Raw genomic sequence first — 22,186 nt, forward strand, 5'->3', positions numbered from 1 at the left:
TCCGCTGTTGCAAACGAGTGGGCATATGCTCTCAGCGGAAAGGCAAGGCGAATAATGGCAGATCAAGGTGGGGAACAGCAGGTGAAAGGCGCGGGCGGTGCTGGCGGGCAAGCGGTCGCGAGCGGCCGGCGCACTGGTGCGCGAGCGACGACACGCTCTCGTACACGCTCGATTGCCTTTGCGGGGCTCACCATTGCGCTCATGGGGGTGTCAGCGTGGGTTGCCATTCCGCTTGGCCCTGTTCTGCTGACGTTGCAGATGTTCGCGCTCATGTTTGCTTTGCTGGTGCTCACGCCCAAGCAGTGTCTCGCGGCCATTGCCGGCTATCTGGCGCTGGGGGCCGCAGGCCTGCCCATGTTCTCGGGCATGCGCGGCGGCATAGGAATGCTGGTGGGCCCCACCGGCGGCTATCTGTGGGGCTACTTGGTGGGTGCGGCTGCAGCTTTGCTGGTGTTGCAGGTGTTGCGCACGCTGGCCAGCCGTGCGGAAGAAACCTCTTCAACAGGCGCATCCCCGCGCAAAACGCGCACCGCACTCACAGCCCCCACAGCCTTCGCCATTGACCTGGCCGGCTGCCTGGTGTTTATCGCGATAACCTACGCGTGCGGCTGCTTCCAATACGCCCTCGTCGCTGGCATCGATCTCGCGGCCGCCGCCGCAGTCACCATCGCCCCCTTCGCCATCCCTGATCTGCTGAAAGCTATCGCCGCCGTCATCTGCGCCCGCGCCGTGCGCCGCGCTCTCCCGAGCCGCAAGTGAATCCAAGCTGGCGCGAACCAAAACGTGCAAAACCTGATCACAGAGGCGTGTGATAACGACAGGACGCCACCGGTGTCCGCGGAGGTTTTTCGCCCTGCTTGCAGGGGCGGGCGCACATCTGGTTGATGCGCTTGCAGAGCAGGGGTTGCGGCAGCACGCGAGGGGGCAGTATGCCTCCGCACTCTTTGCAGGTTCCGTGTTCGCTGTGTTCGGAATCGTCGTATGCACCGCAGGTGGGACATACGCGCAGCGGCTCCTTGGGCGGCTTGCAGCGTCCGCAATACGGGTTGCATACGTGCATTGATCCGGGCATGTTATCCCTCCTTCGTGTCCATCCTCTTCCGCCTCTCAAATAGTAGATCTCGGCGTTGGTATTTCGCCCGCAGAAACTGACCAAGACTTTGCACAATCGGGCTGAATTGTGCAATCGCTTCTGACAGTGGTTATCCATCGACTTATGGCCTTGTATAAGCCTGAGCGACTGTTGGTCGACGAGCCCATTTCCCCCTCTCTATCATCGTCCTCAGGACGCGATCGGCATCTCGGATTCGCATGACGAGGCGGGAGGTCCTTCCCACGGGGTCGCGTCTGTTTTAGACGAGGACCGAGAAGAAGGGAAGTGAGCGTATGGGTAAGCCATGGAAACGTGAAGAGAACGGTGAGACAATCGTTCGAACCTGCGCTTGGTCGCCTCCGGGGTGTCATCCGGTAGGGTGTGGTATCCAGTTGCACGTTAAGGATGGCAAGGTTGTGCAGGTAGAGGGCGATCCCGAGCATCCGATCACGAGGGGTGCGCTGTGTCCACGGTGCCTGGCGCTTAAAGATGTCATGTATCACCGTGATCGCATAATGTATCCCCTCAAGCGTGACCCGAAGGACCGCGGCAAAGACGCGTGGGAGCGCATTGCGCTCGATGAGGCGTTCGACCTCTTGGAAGAAAAAACTCGCTACTTTAGCGAAACGTACGGTCCCGAGTCCATTGTTGTGTTTTGTGGCACGGGTCGCGAGGCAACGAAGTACCACAACGAACTGGCGTTCATGGGCTTTGGCACGCCTAACGCCTGTTATGCCCAGAGCGGTTGGGCATGCTACGCGCCGCGCGTTTCGTCAATGGCCTACCTCATGGGCGGCGGCTACCCGGAGATTGACTATGCGGCCCGCTACCCCGACCGCTACAACCATCCTGGTTGGGAAGCGCCCAAATATATCATGCTGTGGGGAAAGGAGCCGCTGAAATCAAACGCTGACGGCCTGTGGGGTCATGCGGTCATTGATCTCATGAAGAACTGTGGCACGAAGCTTATCTGTGTTGACCCGCGCATTACCTGGCTCGGGACGCGTGCCGAGATCAATCTGCAAGTGCGCCCGGGGACCGACGCAGCGCTCGCCCTCGGCCTGCTCAACGTCATCATCACCGAAGATTTGTACGATCATGACGCTGTGGATAAGTGGTGCTATGGCTTCGCCGAATTGGCCGAACGCGTGAAAGAGTACCCTCCAGCGAAAGTTGCCGAAATTACTTGGGTAGATGAGGACCTCATTGTTGAGGCCGCACGCAGGTACGCCACGAGCAAACATAGCGCCATCGGGTGGGGTCTTTCTGTCGACCAGAATCCAAACGGCATCCAGGTAGGTCAGGCTTTGCTGGCACTCATGGCCATCACCGATAACCTTGACGTTCCTGGAGGCAACACGTTGGGCCTCCCCATTGAGGATGACACAAATGTTGACATGATCAATCGTGCTATGGAGGCAGGCACGGTTACGCCGGAGCTGTTCGAGAAGCGTATCGGTGCCGCTGAATTTCCCTTCGTGTGTCAACTCATGTCCACGAACCATCCGGACTCGGTGCTGGACACGCTTGAGACGCAGCAGCCCTACCGTTTGCGCATGGGCGTGTTCCAGAGTTCGAACCTAGTGGGCGGTGCTATCACGGCCGCGCAGGAGCGCTGGCTTGAAGCCATGAAGGAGAGCTTCGAGTTTTGTGTTGCCACCGAATTGTTCCATAATCCCACCACTATGGCCTTGTGTGACCTGGTGTTTCCCCTTAAGACGTTCGCCGAACATAACACGCTCGTCGAATCGCACTACGGCTTCAACGTGGCGTTCGAGGGTGCGTGCAACAAGGCAGTTGACGTTGTTGAGGGTGTGAGTGACCTCGAGTTCATGATGCGCATTGGCGAGCGTATGTTTCCCGATTACTGGAAGCAGTTCGCCAGCATGGAGGACTACATGACGCAGGTTGAAGTGCCTGGAGATATGACGTGGGAGGAACTTCGCGAGCACGTAGTTGTGCAGCCTGAGGAAACGTACCGCAAGTGTGAGAAGGGTCTCATGCGCTTCGATGGTCAGCCAGGCTATATGACACAGACTGGGCGTATTGAGCTGTGGTCGACCGCCTACCAGCAGTTTGGTGACGACCCGCTGCCCTACTTCCAGGAACCACCGTTCAGCCCGTACTCCACGCCCGAGCTGTTTGAACAATACCCCTTCGTGCTGACAACGGGAGGCCGTAAGTATACGTCGTTCCACTCCGAGCACCGCCAGATTGATCGTCTCCGCGAAATTGATCCACAGCCGACGGTGGAAATTAACCCCGTTGCGGCCGCTCGTCTCGGAATCGCTGAGGGCGACTGGGTGTGGATAGAGAATCAGAACGGCCGCGTGAAGCAGGTCGCGCATCTCACTGAGGGCATCCATGAGCGTGTGGTGCATGCTCATCATGGCTGGTGGTTCCCCGAACAGGACGGCGAGGAACCAAACCTCTTTGGATTCCGGCAATCCAACATAAACATGATCATGCCGCACAAGGTTATTGGCAAGCTGGGCTTCGGCAACACCTTCAAGTGCCATATCTGCGCCATCTACAAAGTGACGGACGAATAGAGGGGAGGAACAGCCATGAAAAACGGACTACTGATCGACTACCGATACTGCTCCGGGTGTCACTCGTGCGAGATTGCCTGCAAGAACGAGCACGACATCCCTCTGGGCAAATGGGGAATCAAGGTGGCCGAAGACGGCCCGTGGCAGCTGCCTGACGGAACATGGCACTGGAACTGTGTGCCCGTGCCGACCGAGCTCTGCGACCTGTGCGCAGATCGTATGGCTCAGGGTAAAGAGCCTTCGTGCGTGCAGCACTGCCAGGCAAAAGTCATGCGCTACGGCACACTTGAAGACCTGGCGAAGGTTGCCGACGAGATCGGCGAGAAGGCGGTCATCTTCCTTCCCTAAGCCCCTGCGTCATCAGGCGGTACGCACCTCGCGTGCCGCCCGCGCGTGAAACGCAAACACAACAAGGAGGTTTTCCATGAAAGGGAACGAACAGGCACTCTCGCCCAAGCGTTGGATAGCTGTTATTTGTATCGGGCTCATGCATGCGTCGCTCATGGGAGCACTCATGATTCCGGGTGCCTACGCGTCTGTGTTTATAGGCGAATGGGGCGTCCCGCAGGAGTTGTTCGTGCAGCTTACCATGATCAGCTTCTTGACCGGCGCCATCTTCTCTATTCCTATGGGGATGCTCGCCGACCGGTACGGCGTTACCAAGGTGCTGGGTATCGGCATGGTTATTTCACTTGTGGCGTCCATCGCTCGTATCTTCTGCACGGACTTCTGGCCACTGTATGCAAGCTGCTTCGCCATGGGCATTGGCCTGGCCGGCATGAATGCGAACTCGGTCAAGTTCTTGCGTGCATGGTTTAGTGAGAAGCAGGTCACTACCGCTATGACGCTGTATGTGTCAGGCGCTGGTATTGGCGTAACGGTAGCAATGGGAGTGGCCTCTCAGGTGCCTGACCTTGGGCCGGCATTCACGGGAGCATCGGTCGTGTTCGCCGTGGCATGCATCATTTGGTTTGCGTTTGCGCGCATGCCGAAGGGTGTCGAGGTTATGAAGGACGAGTACAGCATGACGGCCGTGAAGTCTGTGCTCAGCAACAAAACGCTCTTATTGGTGAGCCTTGCCATGGTGTTTTCCATGACGGCCTCCGCCTCATACGCCGGCAATGTGCCCATCGCCCTGCAAGGTAAAGGCTTGGATCCTGTGACTGCGGCAGCATGGGCATCGCTCATCAATTTGTGCGGCATGCCCTCAAACTGGATCATTGGTCCTGTGGCTGATTTCATCAAGCGTATTAAGCCCGTCATGGCCGTGTCTTCCTTCTTGGGAAGCGCCCTGCTCATTGCAGCATGGGTTGCGCCCGTTGGCGACTACAGTCTGCCGCTCTTCCTTATTGGTGCGTTCGTGACGTGGGGAAACGTGGCGCTCATCAAGGGCTCCGTCGGAATGATACCCACTATCAAGCCAGAGTACATGGGCACGGCTGGCGGTATTCAGACATTCTTCCAAAATCTGGCCGCGTTCATCATTCCTTCGTTCATCCTTACGCCGCTGTGCGGCGGTGATATGGCGCTGTTCTTCGTGTACTGCGGTGTGGCTGTCATCTTGGCTGGCGTCACCATGATGCTGGCGCCCGAGCTAGGATTGAAAGGCAAGATTCATCAAGAAGAGGAAGCCGAACTGGAAGCGGTATCGCGCTCCGCATAGCTGCGCGCACTACCTTACAAGAAGGAGAAACCTTATGGCAAAGATAACTATAGCCGACCGTACAACAACGAAAAGTCTTGGGTTCTGCGGGTTCGGGCTGTCGTCAAACGCCGCAGACGTTGACGTGAAAGACGGGAAGATTGTCCGCATCAGGCCCGTACACTTCGACGAGCATTACACGCGTGATGAACTGCGTATGTGGTCGCTCGAAAAGGATGGGCACGTGTTCGACCCCGGCTTCAAAACACTGCTGCCCCCCATCAGCTTGGCTTACAAGACGCGCACGTACTCACCGAATCGCATTCCCTATCCTATGAAACGAGTGGATTGGGATCCAAACGGCGAGCGCAATCCGCAGAACCGCGGCATCTCAAAATATGAGCGTATCAGCTGGGATGAGGCTACCAGTTTGGTCGCCGCTGAACTACAACGCATCCACGAGACGTATGGCCCCTACTCTGTCTATTGTCAGGGTGAAGGCCACGGCGAGGCGAAGAACTACGGCGGGTCGCACGGCTGCCAGATAGCGCTTTTGAATCTTGTGGGTGGGTGCACGATTCAGGCACGCAACGCCGACAGCTGGGAAGGTTGGTACTGGGGAGCCAAGTGGATCTGGGGCATGGATCCCGTTGGTCAGAACGTATACCAAAGCGGTGTCTTCCAGGACATCACGAAACACGGCGACGCAGTGCTGTTCTGGGGTGCTGATCCTGAGACCACACCGTGGGGGTGGGGCGGTCAGCTTCCCTCGCGCATGTGCTACTGGTTCAACGAGATTGGTGTGAAGTCTATCTTCATTTGCCCGGACGTGAACTATACGAATGCCGTGCACGCCGACAAGTGGATTCCTGTCATTCCTAATACCGACGCGGCTCTTCAGCTGGCCATTGCGTATGTGTGGCTGACCGAGGACCTCTACGACAAAGAGTACTTGTCCACCCATGCCGACGGCTTCGATTGGTTCGAGCAGTACGTGCTGGGCAACTTGGAAGACGGTACGCCAAAGACACCAAAGTGGGCTGAGGCGAAGTGCGGTGTAAAGGCGTATACCATCAAGGCGCTTGCACGCTACTGGGCAAAGTCGAACGTATCTATCGGGCACTGTAACGGCGGCGGCTATATTCGCTCCTGTTTCTCGCATGAGCCGGCGCGTTTGGAAGTGGCGCTTTTGGGCATGCAGGCACTAGGCAAGCCTGGCGCCAACCAGTTCCAGTTCATCGAGTGGACGCTGTTCAACCTGCCCAGCAAAAGTCCGGTTCCGCGCAGCGAGGTGTATCCAACCACCGAGAGTGTATATCACGGTTTCGATATGGATATGGGCGAGTCGTTTATCGCTAAGACGAAGCTGCCGCAGGCTATTTTGAACCCAACGGTTGAATGGTATGGCCACACGGCTGCTGGCTACTCGAAAGAGGATCAGCTCCAGAAGTTTCAATTCCCCCTGCCTGGCCACGAGGGCGTGAAGATGATCTGGTCGGATGCCCCCTGCTGGTCGACGTGCTGGAACGGTGGTTTCGAATTCGAAGAGGCGCTGCGCTCTCCGAATGTGGAGTGCATTGTCATGCAGCACCCCTGGATGGAGAATGACACCCTGTTCGCCGATATCATCTTGCCCACGGCTACCATGATGGAGTGCCCCGACCTGAGCGGCGACAATTACAACGGCCAAACAGCGATGATCTACCTTGAGGAACAGGCGGTCGATCGCGTGGGCGAGGCAAAGTCTGAATACGAAACTGTGTGCGAAGTTGCCCGCAAATTGGAGCAGTACGGAGGTGTGTACGAGGGGCTGCTCGAGCGCTATACCGATGGACTGGATTGTGAAGCGTGCTTACGCAAAGGCTTCGAAGAGAGCGGCGTTGCCGACCGTATCACCTACGACGAACTCAAAGAGCAGCGGTTCTGGTGTTCGCCTGTGGTGGAGGGCTGGGAGGACGAACCTGCGGGCCTTATCGCTTTCCATGATGACCCGGTGGGCAACCCTCTTGACACGCCAACAGGCAAGCTTGAGTACTATTCCACGGTGCTGGCCTCGTACTTCCCCGATGACAAGGTACGCGCGCCCTATCCGCAGTGGATTGAGGAAACGGATCGCCATCACGAGCGCATCACGTCTGATCGGGCGAAGATGTACCCGTTCCCGCTCATGTCGAACCATCCCCGTTGGCGCGTTCATGCGAACCTCGACGACGTACCCTGGCTCCGCGAGATTGATACCTGCAAGATCACCGGGCCTGACGGGTACAAGTATGAACCTGTCTGGATCAATCCGGTAGATGCCGAGCGCCTGGGCATTAAGCACCATGACGTGGTGAAACTGTTTAACGAGCGCGGGGAGGTGCTTGGTGCCGCGCATGTGACCGAGCGGATTCGTCCTGGCGTGCTGTACCAAGACCATGGCTCGCGTATCGACGCTATTGTTGGCGGGCGCAAGGGTCTTGATCGCGGAGGTGCAAATAATCTTATCTGTACGCCTGAGACCACGTCAGAAAACTGCGCGGGAGAAGTGACCAACAGCTTCCTTGTGGGCATTGAGAAGGTTGACGTGCTCGAGTTGGCTCGGCGCTACCCCGAAGAATTCGCGCGAGACTACGATCCCGCCACGGGCCTAATTCCCGAAGCGTATCTGGTCAAAGGAGAATAGAGCATGAGTAAAGTATTTGTTGTCGACATCGACAAGTGCAACGGCTGTCACAACTGCCAGGTGGCGTGCAAAGATGAGCACTGCGGCCAGCCTTGGCCTCCCTATTCGCAGGAGCAGCCTCTGACAGGCCAGTTCTGGATGAAGGTTAAAGAAAAAGAGCGCGGCCAAGTTCCGGTGGTGCGGTTGTCATACATTCCGTGGCTCTGCAATCACTGCGAAGATCCTGCTTGCATGAAGGCTGCTCCGGAGGCGGTGTTTCGCCGTGAGGATGGCCTTGTGATCATCGACCCCGACAAGGCCAAGGGCAAGCGCGAGTTGGTTGACGCGTGTCCGGTGGGAGCCGTTTTTTACAACGAGGAACTCGACCTGCCGCAGAAGTGCACGGGTTGTGCCCACTTGCTGGACAACGGTTGGGAAGTTCCACGCTGCGTAGATGCCTGCCCAACCGAGGCGCTTCGTTACGTCGAGGAAAGCGAGGTTGATCTAAGCGCTGCAACTACGCTCGCCGAACTCGACGGTGCCGGCCCGCGCGTGTACTACCTGAATTACCCAAAGCGTTTCGTTGCAGGTTTGGTGTTCGACCCCGAGGTGGAAGAGGTGGTTGTCGGAGCATGCGTGCGACTGACCTCCGCGGAAGGTACCGTGCGAGAAATGCTGACAGACGATTTCGGCGACTTCAAATTTGATCAGGTGGAGGCTGACTCCTATCGTATCGACGTGACCGCCGACGGCTACGCTGCCGTGTCGATGCCGGTTGACGTGCGCGTTCTTGATCGGTACGTGGGAGACATTGCCCTGCAGTTTACCGACGACCGAAGTGCTCGCCCGACGGCAGCCGAGACAGCCCGTGCCCAGCGTGCCGAAGCTGAGAAGAAGTGGGCCCGTTTGCGCGCATCTATGAACACGAAGGTCACCACACCGGCAAACTTTGCCGTTGTGTGTCCCGGTTGCGGAAAGAAGATGAACACGAATGCCGAGGCTGGCTCCATTCGTTGCCAATTCTGCAAGACGGATCTGACCGATCTCGTCAAACAGAAGGCGGCTGAATGTGCGGTCAAGAAAACGGTTGCACAAGCGTAGGTTGGACTGATGAGCGCGCCGGTATAACCACGAAGCTTGCAGATTCGATAAATTCAGTTGTAATGAGAACAACGTCAGGTGCACACCGGGCGTTGTTCTTGTTTTCTCTGATGCGCCGCCGTTTACCAGACGCCGCCCAAGAAGAAGGGAGGCAGGTCGTCGTGTGGGTGCACGGGATCCTTCAGAGCGTTGTACAGTTCGCGAGGCACGATACTTGCCATGTAGGTGCAGAACTCCTTCGTGGGCAGCACCAGTTCACCGGCGTAGCGTCGGTTTGCCATGGCTGATTCTGCGGCGGCTGTCGCGCATATCTGGAACTCGAGCAGGGGAGTGAGCGGCTTATTCTGGTATTCGGTCAGCGTTTCTTTTAGCGTATCAATGCGGTGCCGCACATAAAATGGTTTGATGCTCGCGTATTCTGTGGAGTGCCCTGCTCGGTAGTACAGGTTTTTATACCGCTCAGTGCCGCGTGTGGTGAGCAGGTGACCCTCGAACCAGTTAAGCGTGCGTCCAATCTGGTCGATGCCCGCTTCGTAGATCACGCTCGCGTGCCACTGTAGTACGGCGTTCTTGTCGCAGAAATGGTGGTAAAACGTTGAGCGGGAAATGTCTGCCCGCTCGCATATCTGGAGGATGCTCACGCGCTCGAAAGACGTATGTTGCGCCAGATCGTCGAGCGCCTCGACGATTTTCATCTTGGTGTTGAACCCCAAAGACGCATACTGATTGTCCATACCAGCCCCCTGTTGAACGATGAAACCTGGTGCCGTGGAGGATACGTCACCAGTATAGAAGGGTTCCGAGGGGACGGGGCCGAAGAAAGGCGCTGTTTATTTGAACGAATACGTGACGTTGCACAAACTGCGCGCATTGTGCAACTGGTTTGGACGCGAACAGGCCGGTGTTGCGGCGGGCGTGGCATTGAGGAGTGATCGGCGATTGTTCCGAATTGCCGGTCTTCCTAGTATGAAGAAAGAGGCGGTTTGTCGCCGCCTAAGTGAATGACGAGAAAGGATGTTTCCACCATGTGCTTCAGACCTGCTGCAATGAATTCCGAGAAGAAGTGCCCGCAGTGCGGGGAGAGTAACGTGACGACGGCCGAGACTTGTTCTGCCTGTGGTGCCGCCTTGCCGACAGCTCTCGCTCCGCCAAGTGCTCCGGGTGCGCCAGGAGCACCGTCTGCTCCGGGGGCACCGAAGGCGCCGGCCGCCCCCGGAGTCTCGGGCATGTCAAGGGCGTAATCGAAGCAGGGAAGAGTCCTCTGGGAAGGGTTGCCCTGTTTGCAAGAGGGCAACCCTTTTTCTTAAAGCTTACGCTTCGTACACGATGGCGCCGGAGGTGAAGCCGCCGCCGAAGGCCACGAGCACCACTTTGTCGCCGCGGTGGATGCGGCCGGCGCGGTAGGCTTCGGCCAGCGCCATGGGCAGGCTGGCGGCCGAGGTGTTGCCGGCGTTGGCGATTGAGAGCTGGAACAGCTCCATCGGGCGGTCAAGCTTCTTCGCGGCGTACTTGATGATGCGCTCGTTGGCCTGGTGGGGAACGATGCACGTCACTTCATCCAGCGCTACGCCGGCGCGCTCAAGCGCTTGGTTCACGGCCTCGGTCATGGCCTCGGCGGCGAACTTGAACACCTTTTGGCCATTCATGTAGATGGTCTGGCGCGGGCGGCCCGCTTCCACGAGTTCGGTCACGCCCAGTTCAGCGTCGGTGCTCGCCTCGGCACTGCCATGCGCAACGGCAGCCTCGGGCGCGACGCCCTGCTCGTTGAACGGTTGCGGCGCATCATAAGCGGACGGGCAGGTGAGGGCGTTCGTCACGTCGTCTTCGTTCACGATGTAGCTGCCCAGGATGCCGGGGCGCTCGTCGCTCCACTCCAGCACGGCCGCGCCGGCACCGTCGCCAAACAGCACGCACGTGTTGCGATCGGCCCAGTTCGTGAGCCGGGTCAGGCGCTCGGAACCCACCACCAGTGCGCGGCGCACCGGGTTGCGACCCGCCGCTCCCGCAGTGCCCGGCGCGGCAGCGCTCATCATGCTTTCAGCCACCGTGAGTCCGTAGACGAAACCCGTGCACGCGGCATTCAGGTCGAAGGCGATGGCGTGCTCAAGCCCCAGGCGGCGGCGCAGCAAGCCAGCGAGCGAGGGAACAATGGAGTCGGGCGTGATGGTGGCGCACACTACGAGGTCAATCTCGCTGGGGTCGAAGCGGCGCTCGGACGCGCTACCTTCCGTCCAGCCCAGCGCCTCGCGCGCGGCGGCTTCGGCCAAGTCGGCGTTCGTTTCGGCCACTGCAATGTGGCGGCTGTGGATGCCAGTGCGTGTGACAATCCACTCGTCGTTCGTGTCGACAAGCGCTTTCAGCTCGTCGTTTTCCACCTCAAGCGCCGGAACCGCCTTGCCGAACCCCACCAACGCACAACCCACGATAAGCTCCTACCCCCGCCAACGAACGACAGAGCGGCACGCCCCGCCAGCGGAAAATACTTCGATAATCAAACTATTTGGATTATAGCACGCCGAACAAACCCCAACAGAATCCCAAGTGAAGTCCACAAAGCACTGTCTTCGACGTTCAGCTCACGCTGGCGAAGGGGGTGTTGTACCTAATGTCATTACCTTAAGTGACGTTGGCTCTTTCTGTCGCTCGCCTAAATTACTGACATGAGAACTCCGCTGCCGCCATTTTATTGCTCGAAATGCTGCTGAACTAAAGGCAATAGTAAACATTCACGCTGATTTTCTGATACAATATCAGCGTGAATGTTTTATGAAGCCTTCTGTCGAACAGAGAATTGAGGATATCCTCCGTGGAAACGGGGGTGTGCTTGTCGCGTCTGAAGTGATTGAGCAGGGCGTACCAAGAAACGCGGTCTATCAGTTCGTGAAAGATCGCGGGCTGGAGAAGGTGTCGCCTGGTATCTTCCTGGATGAGAATGAATTCCCCGACGAACTCTATCTTCTACAGGCAAGATACCCCAAGGTCGTATATTCTCATAACACCGCACTCTACTTGCACGACATGGCCGAGCGTGAGTCCGTGCCCATAACCCTCACGGTGGATTCCGGCTACAATGTGGGGTCGCTCGCCGACAGCGGTGCTCGTATCTTCTACGTAAAGCCTGAATGGTATGGCATTGGGGTCTGCGATATGGAGTCACCTGGCGGGCATGCCGTGCGCGTCTACGATCGCGAGCGTACTCTCATTGACATTATCAGAAGAAAGGCCGCGCTGGATCCTGCGGCTTACGCCTATGCGCTCAAGCGTTATGCTGCATCCAGGGAGAAGAATCCGGCAAGGCTTGGACACTATGCTCAAAAGATGGGTGTGGAGGCGCAAGTGCAGAGAGCCATGGAGGTGCTCTTGTGATAACGGGATCGAGGCGCGTGAAAGACCTTATCAAGAACAGGGCTGCAGGCGACAGCGCGAAAGCTCAAGCGTTGCTTCGCCACTACGCCATGGAGCGCTTCTTGGAGCGTGTGTCCGTATCGTCCTACAAAGGTAACTTCATTTTGAAGGGTGGGATGCTCATCTCCTCAATGCTCGGCATTGACTCACGCATGACGATGGATATCGACACAACTCTCACGGGTGTGACACTCGACATCGAGAGCGCTCAGGCAATCATCTCTGAGATTGCTGATATTGAACTCGGAGATGGCATGAAGTTTGCTCTCAAAGAGGCATACGAGATTATGGAAGACTCCGAGTACGGAGGCGTGAGGGTACCCATGGAAGCGCGCCTTGAGCGGACGCGCATTCCCATGAAGATTGACATCTCGACAGGTGATGCCATCACTCCCCGCGAGATTGAGTATGGCTATCGCCTTATGTTCGAAGAGAGGAGTATTGGCATCATGGCCTACCCCATAGAGACCGTGATTGCCGAGAAGATGGAAACGGCGCTTGTACGCGGCACGCTCAATACGCGGATGCGCGACTACTACGATATCTACATGCTTGCCGAGGTGAATAAGGTCATATCCGGGAGTGCTTTATCTCAGGCCCTTCGGGCGACCTCCGAGAAGAGGGGTAGCGACCTCGACGAAAAGAAGTTTAATGAAATAATTGGATCGATTTCTACAAGTCCCGTCCTCGCAAAACGTTGGGATAGCTATTCGTCTGCGAATAGCTATGTGGGCTACGTCGGTTGGGATCAGGCATTAGCAGCCTTCAACAGCTTGTGCGCACTTATCCTCCAGACTGAAAACTGAGAGAAGTTCCAAGTTTGGCGTTTACTCTATCCCCTCACGGCAACAGTGGCGGTGGCAGAATCTCCTTCAGGCGGTTGCGGTTGCGGATGAGGCTTAGGAACGTTTGCTCGTCGGCGGTGAGGAAGCCTCGCTTGTGGGTGAGTATGTTGAGGGGGCGGCACAGTTGGCAGCCTTCGAGGCGCAGCATGGACAGTTGCTTTTGGCGGCATTCGCGCTGCACGGTGAGGGCGGAAATAATGGTGACACCCAGGCCGGACATGACACCCTGCTTGATGGCACGCGTGCTGTTCAGTTCCATGGTCAGGTTCAGCTTCGACACGTCAAAGCCGCTTTCCACCAGGGCGTTCTCCATGACTTTGCGTGTGCCGGAACCCTGCTCGCGAATGATGAAGCGCTCGGCCTCCAGCTCTTCGAACGACACGCTTAAGCGCTTGCTCCACGGGTGGTCGATGCCCACCACAATGACCAGCTCATCGTGCCAGAAGTTCTCAATAACCAAATCGGGGTTCGTGGGAACCGGGCCCTCAATGAGCGCCAGGTGCAGCTGCTTGTCGAGCACGTCCTGCGCCACGCTGGCCGTGTTCGCTATTTTGACGTTGAGGTTGATCTGCGGACATTCGTGGTACAGCGCGTCGGCGATAAAAGGCACTACGTACTCGCCAATGGTGAGCGTGGCGCCTACGTGCACATTGCGGTGCTGCTTGGCGGCGTGCTCAAGCATGACCTCCTGCGCCTCGCGCATGGTCTGAATGACCTGGCTAATATAGCGATAGAAAATTTCGCCGCACTCCGTGAGCAGCACGCCACGGTTGGTGCGTTCGAGCAGCGTAACGCTGTATTCCTGTTCAAGGTTCTGAATCTGAATACTTACGCTGGGTTGGCTGATGTGCAGGTGCTTAGCTGCTTGGGTGACGTTTCCGGTATTGGCTACTTCCTTGAACACGACGAACTGTCCGAGCGAACTCAAAACGGTCCACCTCCTCCTGTGCCGACAGGACGATATGCGCAGGACATTGGATGCTTCCCCTGCCACCTATCGCATGCGCGCTTTCGGAATCCCTGGGCGAACCAGCTCCCCCACCACGGGTCGTCAAGCGCTTCCCCTTGCGAACTGCGACATTGAACAGGTCATCAAACCTTATCAACATGATCATCAAACAGTTCGCGTAAATACTAAAGTATCGTACTAGGGTACTTTAGTAAAATATCGATTTGCAATCGAGCCATAAATATTTGCTATAGCTGGCTTCCTCTGATTGGTGCGGAAAAGCTGTGATGAGAACTCATAAGGAGAGGTTTCGCGCGCGACGTTGGGGGATAGGAAATGTTCATCGCGCCATCGTAAATCGGTATTTTACACCAGAACCCCGGTACTTTAGTTTGGTAGTTGGCCCGAACGGAACCATTATGAGGTTGGGGAGAGGTGTTCGCGATGATTGCGGCTACACTGGCGTTCGTTTTTGTCATCATCGGTCTGGCGGGATTCATCATCTTAACCGCCGTCAAAGCGTGGAAGTATGCTCACCTGTCCGTCCATTCGCGGGTCGAACTTTATCCCGTGCCCAAGGAGGGTGGCGGCCGCGGCAAGTACGGCGGCTCCTACTTTGAGGAAGAGGACTGGTGGGAGAAGCCCCGCAAGCTCGATTCCGTCTACGAAGTAATCGACATCATGAAAGAGATGCTGCTCATCAGCAAGCTGTTTACGCATCAGCGCAGCTTATGGTGGGCCTCGTACGCGTTCCACCTGGGCATTTACGTGATGTTCGGCTGGAGCCTACTCCTGCTCATAAGTGTGTTTTGGGCACCTGAGTTCTTCGTGATAGGCACCACGGTGGTGGGCGTGATTGGCTTTGCGCTGTCCACGGTGGGCGCGGTGCTGTTGCTCGTGCGCCGCTTCGCCGACGAAAGCCTGCGCAAGTACACGCCGCCGCAGGAATATTTCAACATTCTGCTCATTCTGGCCACCCTGGTGACGGGCATAGTGTCGTGGACGTTGTTCGCCTCGCCGTTTGAGGTGGCCCGCAGCGTGTTCACGTTCAACACGACGGCGCTACCGCCCATCGTGGTGGCGCACTTTGTGCTGCTGGGCGTAACGCTGCTCTACATCCCGCTGAGCAAAATGAGCCACTACGTGGGCAAATTCTTCGCGTTCCACAAGGTGCTGTGGGTCAACGACCCCAACGTGACCGGCAGCAAGGTGGCCGAACTCATCGAGCGCGAATCCGCGCGGCCTGTTCAAACGCAGTGGGCGGCCCCGCATACCCATCCGGCCTCGTCCGACACTTTGGAGGGATAGCACATGAGCCTGAAGAACAAGCAGCTGCGGCCGCGCGACATGGCGAACAACGACGCCGTCCTTTCGCCCGTCGACGAACTTTCGCCCCTGCCGGCCCCCTACGATACCAACGGGCTGGAGCCCGCTTTCAAAGACCCGAAGCCCGAATGGGCGGAAGATCACTGCGCCTCGCTCGACGGTTTTATTGCGCTCGATACGCTCAAGCGCCCCCAGACGAAGGAAGAGGAAGACGAATTCGTTCGCAAATTCCTCTCTGGCCTGGAGAAACTGTTTGCCGACAGCAACAAGAACTCCCTGCAGCCACTCAAGTTGACCATGGAGTTTTGCGCCAAATGCAACACGTGCTCCGAGGCGTGCCACATTTTCAACGGCAGCGATGGCAGTGAGATTTACCGTCCGAGCTTCCGCGTGGACGTGCTGCGCCGCATGTACAAGCGCTACTTCACGCCCGGAGGCAAGCTCATGCCGGGTTTTGTGGGCGCCGACGTGGATGTGAACTGGGAAAGCATTGCGCGCTTGGGCGAGTTGGCCTACCGCTGCAACCTATGCCGCCGCTGCGCGCAAGTGTGCCCGCTTGGTTTGGACAACGGTTTGGCTGCGAAGGAAATTCGCAAGCTGTTCAGCCAGGAGATGGACATTGCTCCCACGCCTGTGCACACGAAGGGCACGGTGCTGCAACTGAAAACCGGCTCGTCAACAGGCCTTACGAAGCCGGCACTCATCGACACGATTGAGTTCATTGAGGAAGACATCGAGGAGCGCACCGGCCGCAAGATCAGGTTCCCCATCGACAAAAAGGGCGCCGACGTGCTGCTGATGCACAACGCCGGCGAATTCATTGCGTGGCCGGAGAACCCCGCCGCCTTCGCCATTTTGCTGGATGAGGCGGGCGTCGACTGGACGCTCAGCTCTGAGATGCTGGGCTACGACAGCGTGAACTACGGCATTTGGTACGACGACTTCCAGGCGAAGAAGGTGGCGCTCGGCCAGTTCGAGGCCGCGAAGAAGCTGGGCGTGCGCCGCATTGTGGTGGGCGAGTGCGGACATGCGCACAAGGCTATCGCCATCAGCGCTGACCGCATGGCATCGAACGAGGAGCGCGTGCCGGTGGAAAGCTTCCTGCCGCTCATGGCCGACCTCGTGAAGCAGGGGAAGCTGAAGTTTGACCCGTCGAAAAACGACTTCCCCGTGACGCTGCACGACCCGTGCAATATCGTACGCCAGATGGGTATTGTGCAACCGCAGCGCGACATTCTGAAGGCCATCGCGCCGCAGTTCCGCGAGATGACGCCGCACGGCGTGGATAACTACTGCTGCGGGGGCGGCAGCGGGTTTGCCATCATGAGTTCCTACAACTTCGGGCAGTTCCGCGACAAGGTGAGTGCGCGCACGAAGTTTGCCCAGATTATCAACGCGTTCCCCGAGAGTTTCGACAATCCGGACATCGTGAAGTACGTGTGCGCCCCGTGCTCAAACTGCAAGGGCACCATCCGCGAACTGCTGGCGGCCTACAAGGCCACGGCAACCTACAACGTGCAGTACGGCGGGTTGGTGGAACTCATGGTGAATGGCCTGGCCAGCATGGATCGGCCGTACCTGGAATTCCTGGAGGAATAGCGGGCGAGCGGCCTGCTGGCGTTAAGCCCCGTGAAGCCGGGAGGGACTTCGCGGGGCGGCCGGCAGGCTGCGCGGGCGACCGGGCAAGGGCGTGCGCGAACGCACGCGCGGGGGAACAGACGAGGGGTCATCCATGGACAGCGTGGTTGTGGGGTTGAACATCAAGAGCGCTCCGTTTGAGCTGTTGGAGAAGCTGAGCATCCATCATTCGCTGAATGCTCTCTGCGCGCAGGACTTGAAAGCGACAGCCGATTTAAGTGCGGCCGTGGTGCTGAGCACGTGCAACCGGCTGGAATTCTACGCTACGGCCGAAGACTCGGAGCGCGGCGTTGAAGCCGTGTGGGACTACTTCACCTCGCAGGGAACCACCATCACGGCGCGCGAGCGTGCGCAGCTGCGCGAGCACATGTACGCGTACGCGGGCGACATGGCCGTGCGGCATCTCTTTGAAGTGGTGTGTGGCCTCGACTCGCTCATTGTGGGCGAGGCGGAAATTCTTGGCCAGGTGTCGCGCGCCTACAAGGCTGCGTGCCGGGCAAACACCACAGACAAATTTCTCAATGTATGGTTCCAACGCGCCCTCCATCTGGGAAAAAAAGCGCGCCACGAGACGGATATCAACCGCTACTCGGTGTCGGTGGGGCGTATTGCCGTGGAGCTGGCGGTGGCCGAACTCGGCGGAGTGCAGGACAAGCGCGTGCTCATTTTGGGCGCGGGCGAGATGAGCGAGCTCACCATGAAGTATCTCGTGGCGCACAACGTGTCCGTGGTCATGGTGTCGAACCGCTCGCTTGACAAGGCATCGCTTCTGGCCGACCGCTACGGCTTCGAGGCGCATCCCATCGCGAACCTTGAGCCCTGCCTACAGAAGGCTGACGTGGTGTTTTCCGCGACGGCGGCCCAGACCTACATGATTGACCGCGCCCTGGTGGAGCGCGTGATGAGGGCGCGTCCCGCCCGGCCGTTGCTGTTCGTTGACATGGCGGTGCCGCGCGACGTAGACCCGGCCGTGGAGGAACTGGCCGGCGTGAGTGTGTATAACATCAACGAGCTGCGCGACGAGGCCGACCGCAATCGCCTGAAGCGCGCAGCCGCCGAAAAGGCCGTGCGCCAGCTGATTGAAACCGAGGTGGCCGACTTCCGTCGCTGGGCACATTCGCTTGAGTTTGCGCCGGTCATCGCCGCGTTTCGCCAGCATGCTGAACAGATTAAGCAGGCGCGGTTGGAGGTGGCGTTCGAGCGGATGTCGGGTTTGACTGCTTCGCAAAAGAAGCAGGTGCGCGTGCTGGCCACCACCATTACCGATGAATTCGTGCACGAGCCCATCGAGTCGCTGAACGCGCAGGCGGGTTCGCCGAAAAGCAAGGACTACGCGCGCATGCTGCAAGAGTTGTTCGCGCTGGAGCCTGCACTGGCGGGGCGGCGCGACGGCGCGGAGGCGGCGGGCGACGCGGGTGCTGGCAACGCGGCAGGGAAGCGGGGTGCGCGATGAAGCGGTTTCGCATTGGTACACGCAAGAGCGAGTTGGCGCTCTGGCAGGCGCGCTTTGTGCAGCGGCTGCTTGAAGAGGCGCACCCGAGCCTTGCGGTGGAACTGGTCACCATGGATACCGAGGGCGACAAGAACCTTGAGGTGCCGCTGTCGTCCGTGGCTGGCAAAGGGTTCTTCACGGCGGAAATTGAAGCGCGCCTCTACACCGGTGAGCTTGACATCGCCGTGCACAGCCTGAAGGACTTGCCCACCACATTGCCGGCGGGCCTTGAGGTGAGCGCGTACTGCGAGCGCGGCGACGCGCGCGATGCCTTCCTCGGCAAGGACGGTCGCACGTTTGACGGCCTGCCGCCGAATGCGCGTGTGGGTACGTCCAGCTTGCGCCGCACGGCGCAGCTGCGCCACGTGCGTCCCGACGTGGAGTGCGTGGACATCCGTGGCAACCTGGGCACGCGCTGGCGCAAGTTGCAGGAAGCTGACGATCTGGACGGCATCGTACTGGCCGCCGGTGTCATGCGCCTTGGGTGGGAAGAGCGCATCACGCAGTTCTTCGACGGCGCGACGGTGCTTCCCGCGCCTGGTCAGGGCGTGGTCGCGGTCGAAAGCGCCACGGAGCGCGCCGACGTGCGCGAGGTAGTGACCGCCATCAATCACCGGTCCACCGCACGTGCCGCGCGCGCCGAGCGCAGCTTCCTCACGCTTCTGGGCGGCGGCTGTCAAACGCCCATCGCCGCCTTCGCCACGGTTGAAGGCGACACGATTCGCCTGGAGGGAAGCGTGATCAGCCTTGATGGGGCCGACCTCGTGCGAGTGCTGGAAACGGGCACCAGCCCCGAGCAGGTGGGCGAAGCGGCCGCGCGCCGCGCGCTCGATGCGGGGGCGGATGCCATCCTGCGCGCCACCGGCGACGCACCAACAAACCACTAGGGAACGGGCAGGACACCATGGAACAAAACGCGCAGGTGTACTTGGTGGGAGCGGGCCCCGGAGATCCGGGCCTTATGACCGTACGGGGCCGTGAACTGGTAGAACAAGCCGACGTGCTGGTGTATGACCGACTGGTGTCGCCGCGCATCATCGCGTGGGCGCGCCCGGACTGCGAGCGGGTGTACGTGGGCAAAACGCCCGAGCGCCACACGCTGCCGCAGCACGAGATCAACGCGCTTTTGGTGGAGAAGGCCGCGCCTGGTCGCACGGTGGTGCGCCTCAAGGGCGGCGACCCGTTCGTGTTCGGCCGCGGCGGCGAAGAGGCCGAGGAACTGCGCGCCCACGGCATTCCCTTCGCCGTGGTGCCGGGCGTGACGTCGTGCATTGCCGCGCCCGCCTACGCGGGCATTCCCGTGACGCACCGCTCGGCGGCCTCGTCGTTTACCGTGGTCACGGGGCATGAAGATCCCGCGAAGCTCTCGTCGTCGCTCGACTGGGAGCAGCTGGCGCATGTGGGCGGCACGCTTGTGTTCCTCATGGGCATGAAGAACCTGCCCATTATTGCTGAAAGCCTCATGGCCTACGGCATGGCGGATGATACGCCGGTTGCGGTGGTAGAGCGCGGCACGTGGCCGGGGCAGCGGGTGCTTACCGGCACGTTGGATACCATTGCGGCCGACGTGCTTGAACGCGGGTTCGCGAACCCCTCTGTCATTGTGGTGGGTTCGGTGGTGGCGCTGCGCGATGAACTGGCGTGGTTTAACCCCCGTCCGTTGACGGGCAAGACCGTGGGTATCACGCGCGCCCGCCACCAAGTGTCCGAGCTGCGCTCGGAACTGGAGGAATTGGGCGCCACCGTGGCGGAGTTTCCGGTGAGCCGCCTGGCTGAACCCTCCGATCCAGCGCCGCTTGCCGCGTTCGTTGCGCAGCCCACACCCGTTAACTGGGTGGTGTTCACCAGCGCAAACGGCGTGAAAACGTTCTTCCGCGCGTTCGAAGCGGCACACGGCGCGAGCCCGGCCGCTGCTTCCCCTTCCGCACATTCCGCACCTTCCACCTCCGCCGATCCTGCCGCTGACGCGGGTGCCGACGCCTCGCTTACCTTACCCGATGCTGCTTTCGCGGGCGCCACCGTGGTCGCCGTGGGCCCCGCCACGGCGAAGGCGCTCGCGGAACGCGGCGTGCGCAGCGTGCTGACACCCGACACCTTCCGTGCGGAAGGCGTCGCGGACCTCCTCAGGGGCCGACTCGACCCCCATGAGCGCGTGCTGCTCGTGAGGGCCGAGGACGCCCGTACCGTCGTAGCCGATATGGTGCGCGAACGCGGCGCTGAACTGGTGGATGTGCCCGCGTATCGCACCGTGCTGCGCGAGGATGGCAAGGAAGCATTACAGGACGCCCTGCGCACAGGGAGCCTGGACGCACTCACCTTCGCCAGTTCGTCGGCTGTGCGCAACACACTTGCCCTGCTTGATGGCGACGCCGGTCTGCTTGCCGACGTGTCGCTGTTCTCAATTGGACCCCTCACCACCGCCACCATGGAAGAGCTGGGGCTTGCCCCGGCGGGCGAGGCTTCCTCGTCCACCATCAGCGGCCTGGTGGGAGCCGTACTCGGATCGTTGGGAGGATTATCGTGAACCTGCCCGTGCGCCCGCGCCGTCTGCGCGCGAACGAAACCATCCGCGCCATGGTGCGCGAACACGAACTGCGCGTGACGGATTTCATCTACCCGCTGTTTGTCTGCCACGGCACCGACGTGGCAGATCCCGTGGGCTCCATGCCGGGCGTGTTTCGCTATTCGCTCGACCGGCTGCCTGCCGTGCTCGATGAGGTGGTTGGTCTGGGCATTCCCGGCATTATCCTGTTCGGCATTCCCGCGCACAAAGACGCGGTGGGCTCCGAGGCCTACGCTGATGACGGCATTGTGCAGCAGGCCGTGCGCGCCATCAAGGAGCGCTACCCCAACCTGGTGGTTATCACCGACGTGTGCCTGTGCGAATACACCGACCATGGCCACTGTGGCCTGGTGAAAGACGGCTACGTGCAAAATGACGAAACGGTGGAACTGCTCGCGCAGACGGCCGTGTCGCACGCGCGCGCCGGTGCCGATATGGTGGCGCCCTCCGACATGATGGACGGCCGCGTGGCCGCCATCCGTCAGGCGCTCGATGCCGCAGGGTTGGAGCGCGTGGCCATCATGTCGTACGCCGCGAAGTTTGCCTCGGGCTTCTACGGGCCCTTCCGCGAGGCGGCCGGTTCCGCACCGGGCTTCGGCGACCGCAAGAGTTACCAGATGGATCCCGCGAACGGCGACGAGGCCATCCGCGAGGCGCTGGCCGACGTGGCCGAAGGGGCCGACCTTATCATTGTGAAGCCGGCGCTCGCGTTCGGCGACATCATGTGGCGCACGAAGCAGGAAACGCGCCTGCCCGTGGTGGCTTACAACGTGAGCGGCGAGTACTCCATGGTGAAGGCCGCCGCTGCGAACGGCTGGCTCGACGAGCGCAAGGTGGTGCTTGAGGCGCTCTGCGGTATGAAGCGCGCCGGGGCCAGCCTCATCATCACGTACCACGCCCTCGACGCGGCGCGCTGGCTGACTGGCCGCGCATAGA

At 59.6% G+C, this 22,186-nt stretch carries 19 protein-coding genes; 15 read left to right on the forward strand and 4 right to left on the reverse strand.

Annotated elements, in window-relative coordinates:
• Window positions 1-54 precede the first annotated feature (54 nt).
• Window positions 55-759, forward strand: a complete 705-nt coding sequence (locus QNJ86_RS05735; protein WP_283831645.1) for a biotin transporter BioY — start codon at window positions 55-57, stop codon at window positions 757-759.
• A gap of 37 nt (window positions 760-796) precedes the next feature.
• On the opposite strand, the gene QNJ86_RS05740 is transcribed toward QNJ86_RS05735, so the two are convergent.
• Window positions 797-1,072, reverse strand: a complete 276-nt coding sequence (locus QNJ86_RS05740) for a hypothetical protein (RefSeq protein ID WP_283831646.1) — start codon at window positions 1,070-1,072, stop codon at window positions 797-799.
• Window positions 1,073-1,386: 314 nt separating this feature from the next.
• Here QNJ86_RS05740 and QNJ86_RS05745 point away from each other — a divergent pair, with 314 nt between their 5' ends.
• From QNJ86_RS05745 to QNJ86_RS05765, 5 genes are all read left to right on the forward strand, one after another.
• A complete protein-coding gene (locus QNJ86_RS05745; RefSeq protein WP_283831647.1) occupies window positions 1,387-3,645 on the forward strand; it encodes a molybdopterin-dependent oxidoreductase in 2,259 nt (752 codons plus the stop codon).
• A gap of 15 nt (window positions 3,646-3,660) precedes the next feature.
• Window positions 3,661-3,993 carry a 4Fe-4S dicluster domain-containing protein gene (locus tag QNJ86_RS05750; protein WP_283831648.1) on the forward strand — a complete coding sequence of 111 codons (333 nt, stop codon included), beginning with the start codon at window positions 3,661-3,663 and terminating at the stop codon, window positions 3,991-3,993.
• 76 nt (window positions 3,994-4,069) lie between these two features.
• Window positions 4,070-5,308, forward strand: coding sequence for an MFS transporter (locus QNJ86_RS05755; protein ID WP_283831649.1), 1,239 nt, complete (start codon window positions 4,070-4,072; stop codon window positions 5,306-5,308).
• 34 nt (window positions 5,309-5,342) lie between these two features.
• The gene (locus QNJ86_RS05760) at window positions 5,343-7,952 is read left to right on the forward strand and encodes a molybdopterin-dependent oxidoreductase (RefSeq protein ID WP_283831650.1); all 2,610 of its coding nucleotides are present in this window, start codon (window positions 5,343-5,345) and stop codon (window positions 7,950-7,952) included.
• A 3-nt stretch (window positions 7,953-7,955) separates the two neighbouring features.
• Window positions 7,956-9,032: a 4Fe-4S dicluster domain-containing protein gene (locus tag QNJ86_RS05765; RefSeq protein WP_283831651.1), complete on the forward strand. Its 1,077-nt coding sequence runs from the start codon at window positions 7,956-7,958 to the stop codon at window positions 9,030-9,032.
• 122 nt (window positions 9,033-9,154) lie between these two features.
• Here the strand turns inward: QNJ86_RS05765 and QNJ86_RS05770 are convergent, their stop codons facing one another.
• Entirely contained in the window at window positions 9,155-9,766 is a 612-nt protein-coding gene (locus QNJ86_RS05770; RefSeq protein ID WP_283831652.1) for a TetR/AcrR family transcriptional regulator, read from the reverse strand.
• A gap of 312 nt (window positions 9,767-10,078) precedes the next feature.
• Here QNJ86_RS05770 and QNJ86_RS13890 point away from each other — a divergent pair, with 312 nt between their 5' ends.
• Window positions 10,079-10,273 carry a zinc-ribbon domain-containing protein gene (locus QNJ86_RS13890; RefSeq protein WP_365994050.1) on the forward strand — a complete coding sequence of 65 codons (195 nt, stop codon included), beginning with the start codon at window positions 10,079-10,081 and terminating at the stop codon, window positions 10,271-10,273.
• Between the two features lie 69 nt (window positions 10,274-10,342).
• On the opposite strand, the gene QNJ86_RS05775 is transcribed toward QNJ86_RS13890, so the two are convergent.
• A complete protein-coding gene (locus QNJ86_RS05775) occupies window positions 10,343-11,455 on the reverse strand; it encodes a beta-ketoacyl-ACP synthase 3 (protein ID WP_283831653.1) in 1,113 nt (370 codons plus the stop codon).
• Between the two features lie 343 nt (window positions 11,456-11,798).
• On the opposite strand from QNJ86_RS05775, the gene QNJ86_RS05780 reads away from it, so the two are divergent.
• Together QNJ86_RS05780 and QNJ86_RS05785 are read left to right on the forward strand one after the other, a co-directional pair.
• A complete protein-coding gene (locus QNJ86_RS05780; protein ID WP_283831654.1) occupies window positions 11,799-12,398 on the forward strand; it encodes a type IV toxin-antitoxin system AbiEi family antitoxin domain-containing protein in 600 nt (199 codons plus the stop codon).
• Window positions 12,395-13,243, forward strand: a complete 849-nt coding sequence (locus QNJ86_RS05785) for a nucleotidyl transferase AbiEii/AbiGii toxin family protein (RefSeq protein WP_283831655.1) — start codon at window positions 12,395-12,397, stop codon at window positions 13,241-13,243. Before QNJ86_RS05780 ends, QNJ86_RS05785 begins: the two co-directional genes overlap by 4 nt.
• Before the next feature lie 34 nt (window positions 13,244-13,277).
• On the opposite strand, the gene QNJ86_RS05790 is transcribed toward QNJ86_RS05785, so the two are convergent.
• Window positions 13,278-14,210: a LysR family transcriptional regulator gene (locus QNJ86_RS05790; protein ID WP_283831656.1), complete on the reverse strand. Its 933-nt coding sequence runs from the start codon at window positions 14,208-14,210 to the stop codon at window positions 13,278-13,280.
• 465 nt (window positions 14,211-14,675) lie between these two features.
• On the opposite strand from QNJ86_RS05790, the gene QNJ86_RS05795 reads away from it, so the two are divergent.
• From QNJ86_RS05795 to hemB, 6 genes are all read left to right on the forward strand, one after another.
• The gene (locus QNJ86_RS05795) at window positions 14,676-15,539 is read left to right on the forward strand and encodes a respiratory nitrate reductase subunit gamma (protein ID WP_283831657.1); all 864 of its coding nucleotides are present in this window, start codon (window positions 14,676-14,678) and stop codon (window positions 15,537-15,539) included.
• A gap of 3 nt (window positions 15,540-15,542) precedes the next feature.
• Window positions 15,543-17,156: a 4Fe-4S dicluster domain-containing protein gene (locus QNJ86_RS05800; RefSeq protein ID WP_283831658.1), complete on the forward strand. Its 1,614-nt coding sequence runs from the start codon at window positions 15,543-15,545 to the stop codon at window positions 17,154-17,156.
• 133 nt (window positions 17,157-17,289) lie between these two features.
• Complete coding sequence (hemA, locus tag QNJ86_RS05805) at window positions 17,290-18,648, forward strand: glutamyl-tRNA reductase (RefSeq protein ID WP_283831659.1); 1,359 nt, start codon at window positions 17,290-17,292, stop codon at window positions 18,646-18,648.
• On the forward strand, window positions 18,645-19,574 hold the full coding sequence (gene hemC / locus QNJ86_RS05810; protein ID WP_283831660.1) for a hydroxymethylbilane synthase: 930 nt from the start codon (window positions 18,645-18,647) through the stop codon (window positions 19,572-19,574). Before hemA ends, hemC begins: the two co-directional genes overlap by 4 nt.
• A 17-nt stretch (window positions 19,575-19,591) precedes the next feature.
• On the forward strand, window positions 19,592-21,211 hold the full coding sequence (gene cobA / locus QNJ86_RS05815) for a uroporphyrinogen-III C-methyltransferase (RefSeq protein ID WP_283831661.1): 1,620 nt from the start codon (window positions 19,592-19,594) through the stop codon (window positions 21,209-21,211).
• Window positions 21,208-22,185, forward strand: coding sequence for a porphobilinogen synthase (hemB, locus tag QNJ86_RS05820; RefSeq protein WP_283831662.1), 978 nt, complete (start codon window positions 21,208-21,210; stop codon window positions 22,183-22,185). The genes cobA and hemB overlap by 4 nt, the downstream gene beginning before the upstream one ends.
• The last annotated feature ends 1 nt before the right edge of the window (window position 22,186 follow it).

This window comes from Gordonibacter faecis (assembly GCF_030077735.1).
GTDB classification, from domain to species: domain Bacteria; phylum Actinomycetota; class Coriobacteriia; order Coriobacteriales; family Eggerthellaceae; genus Gordonibacter; species Gordonibacter faecis.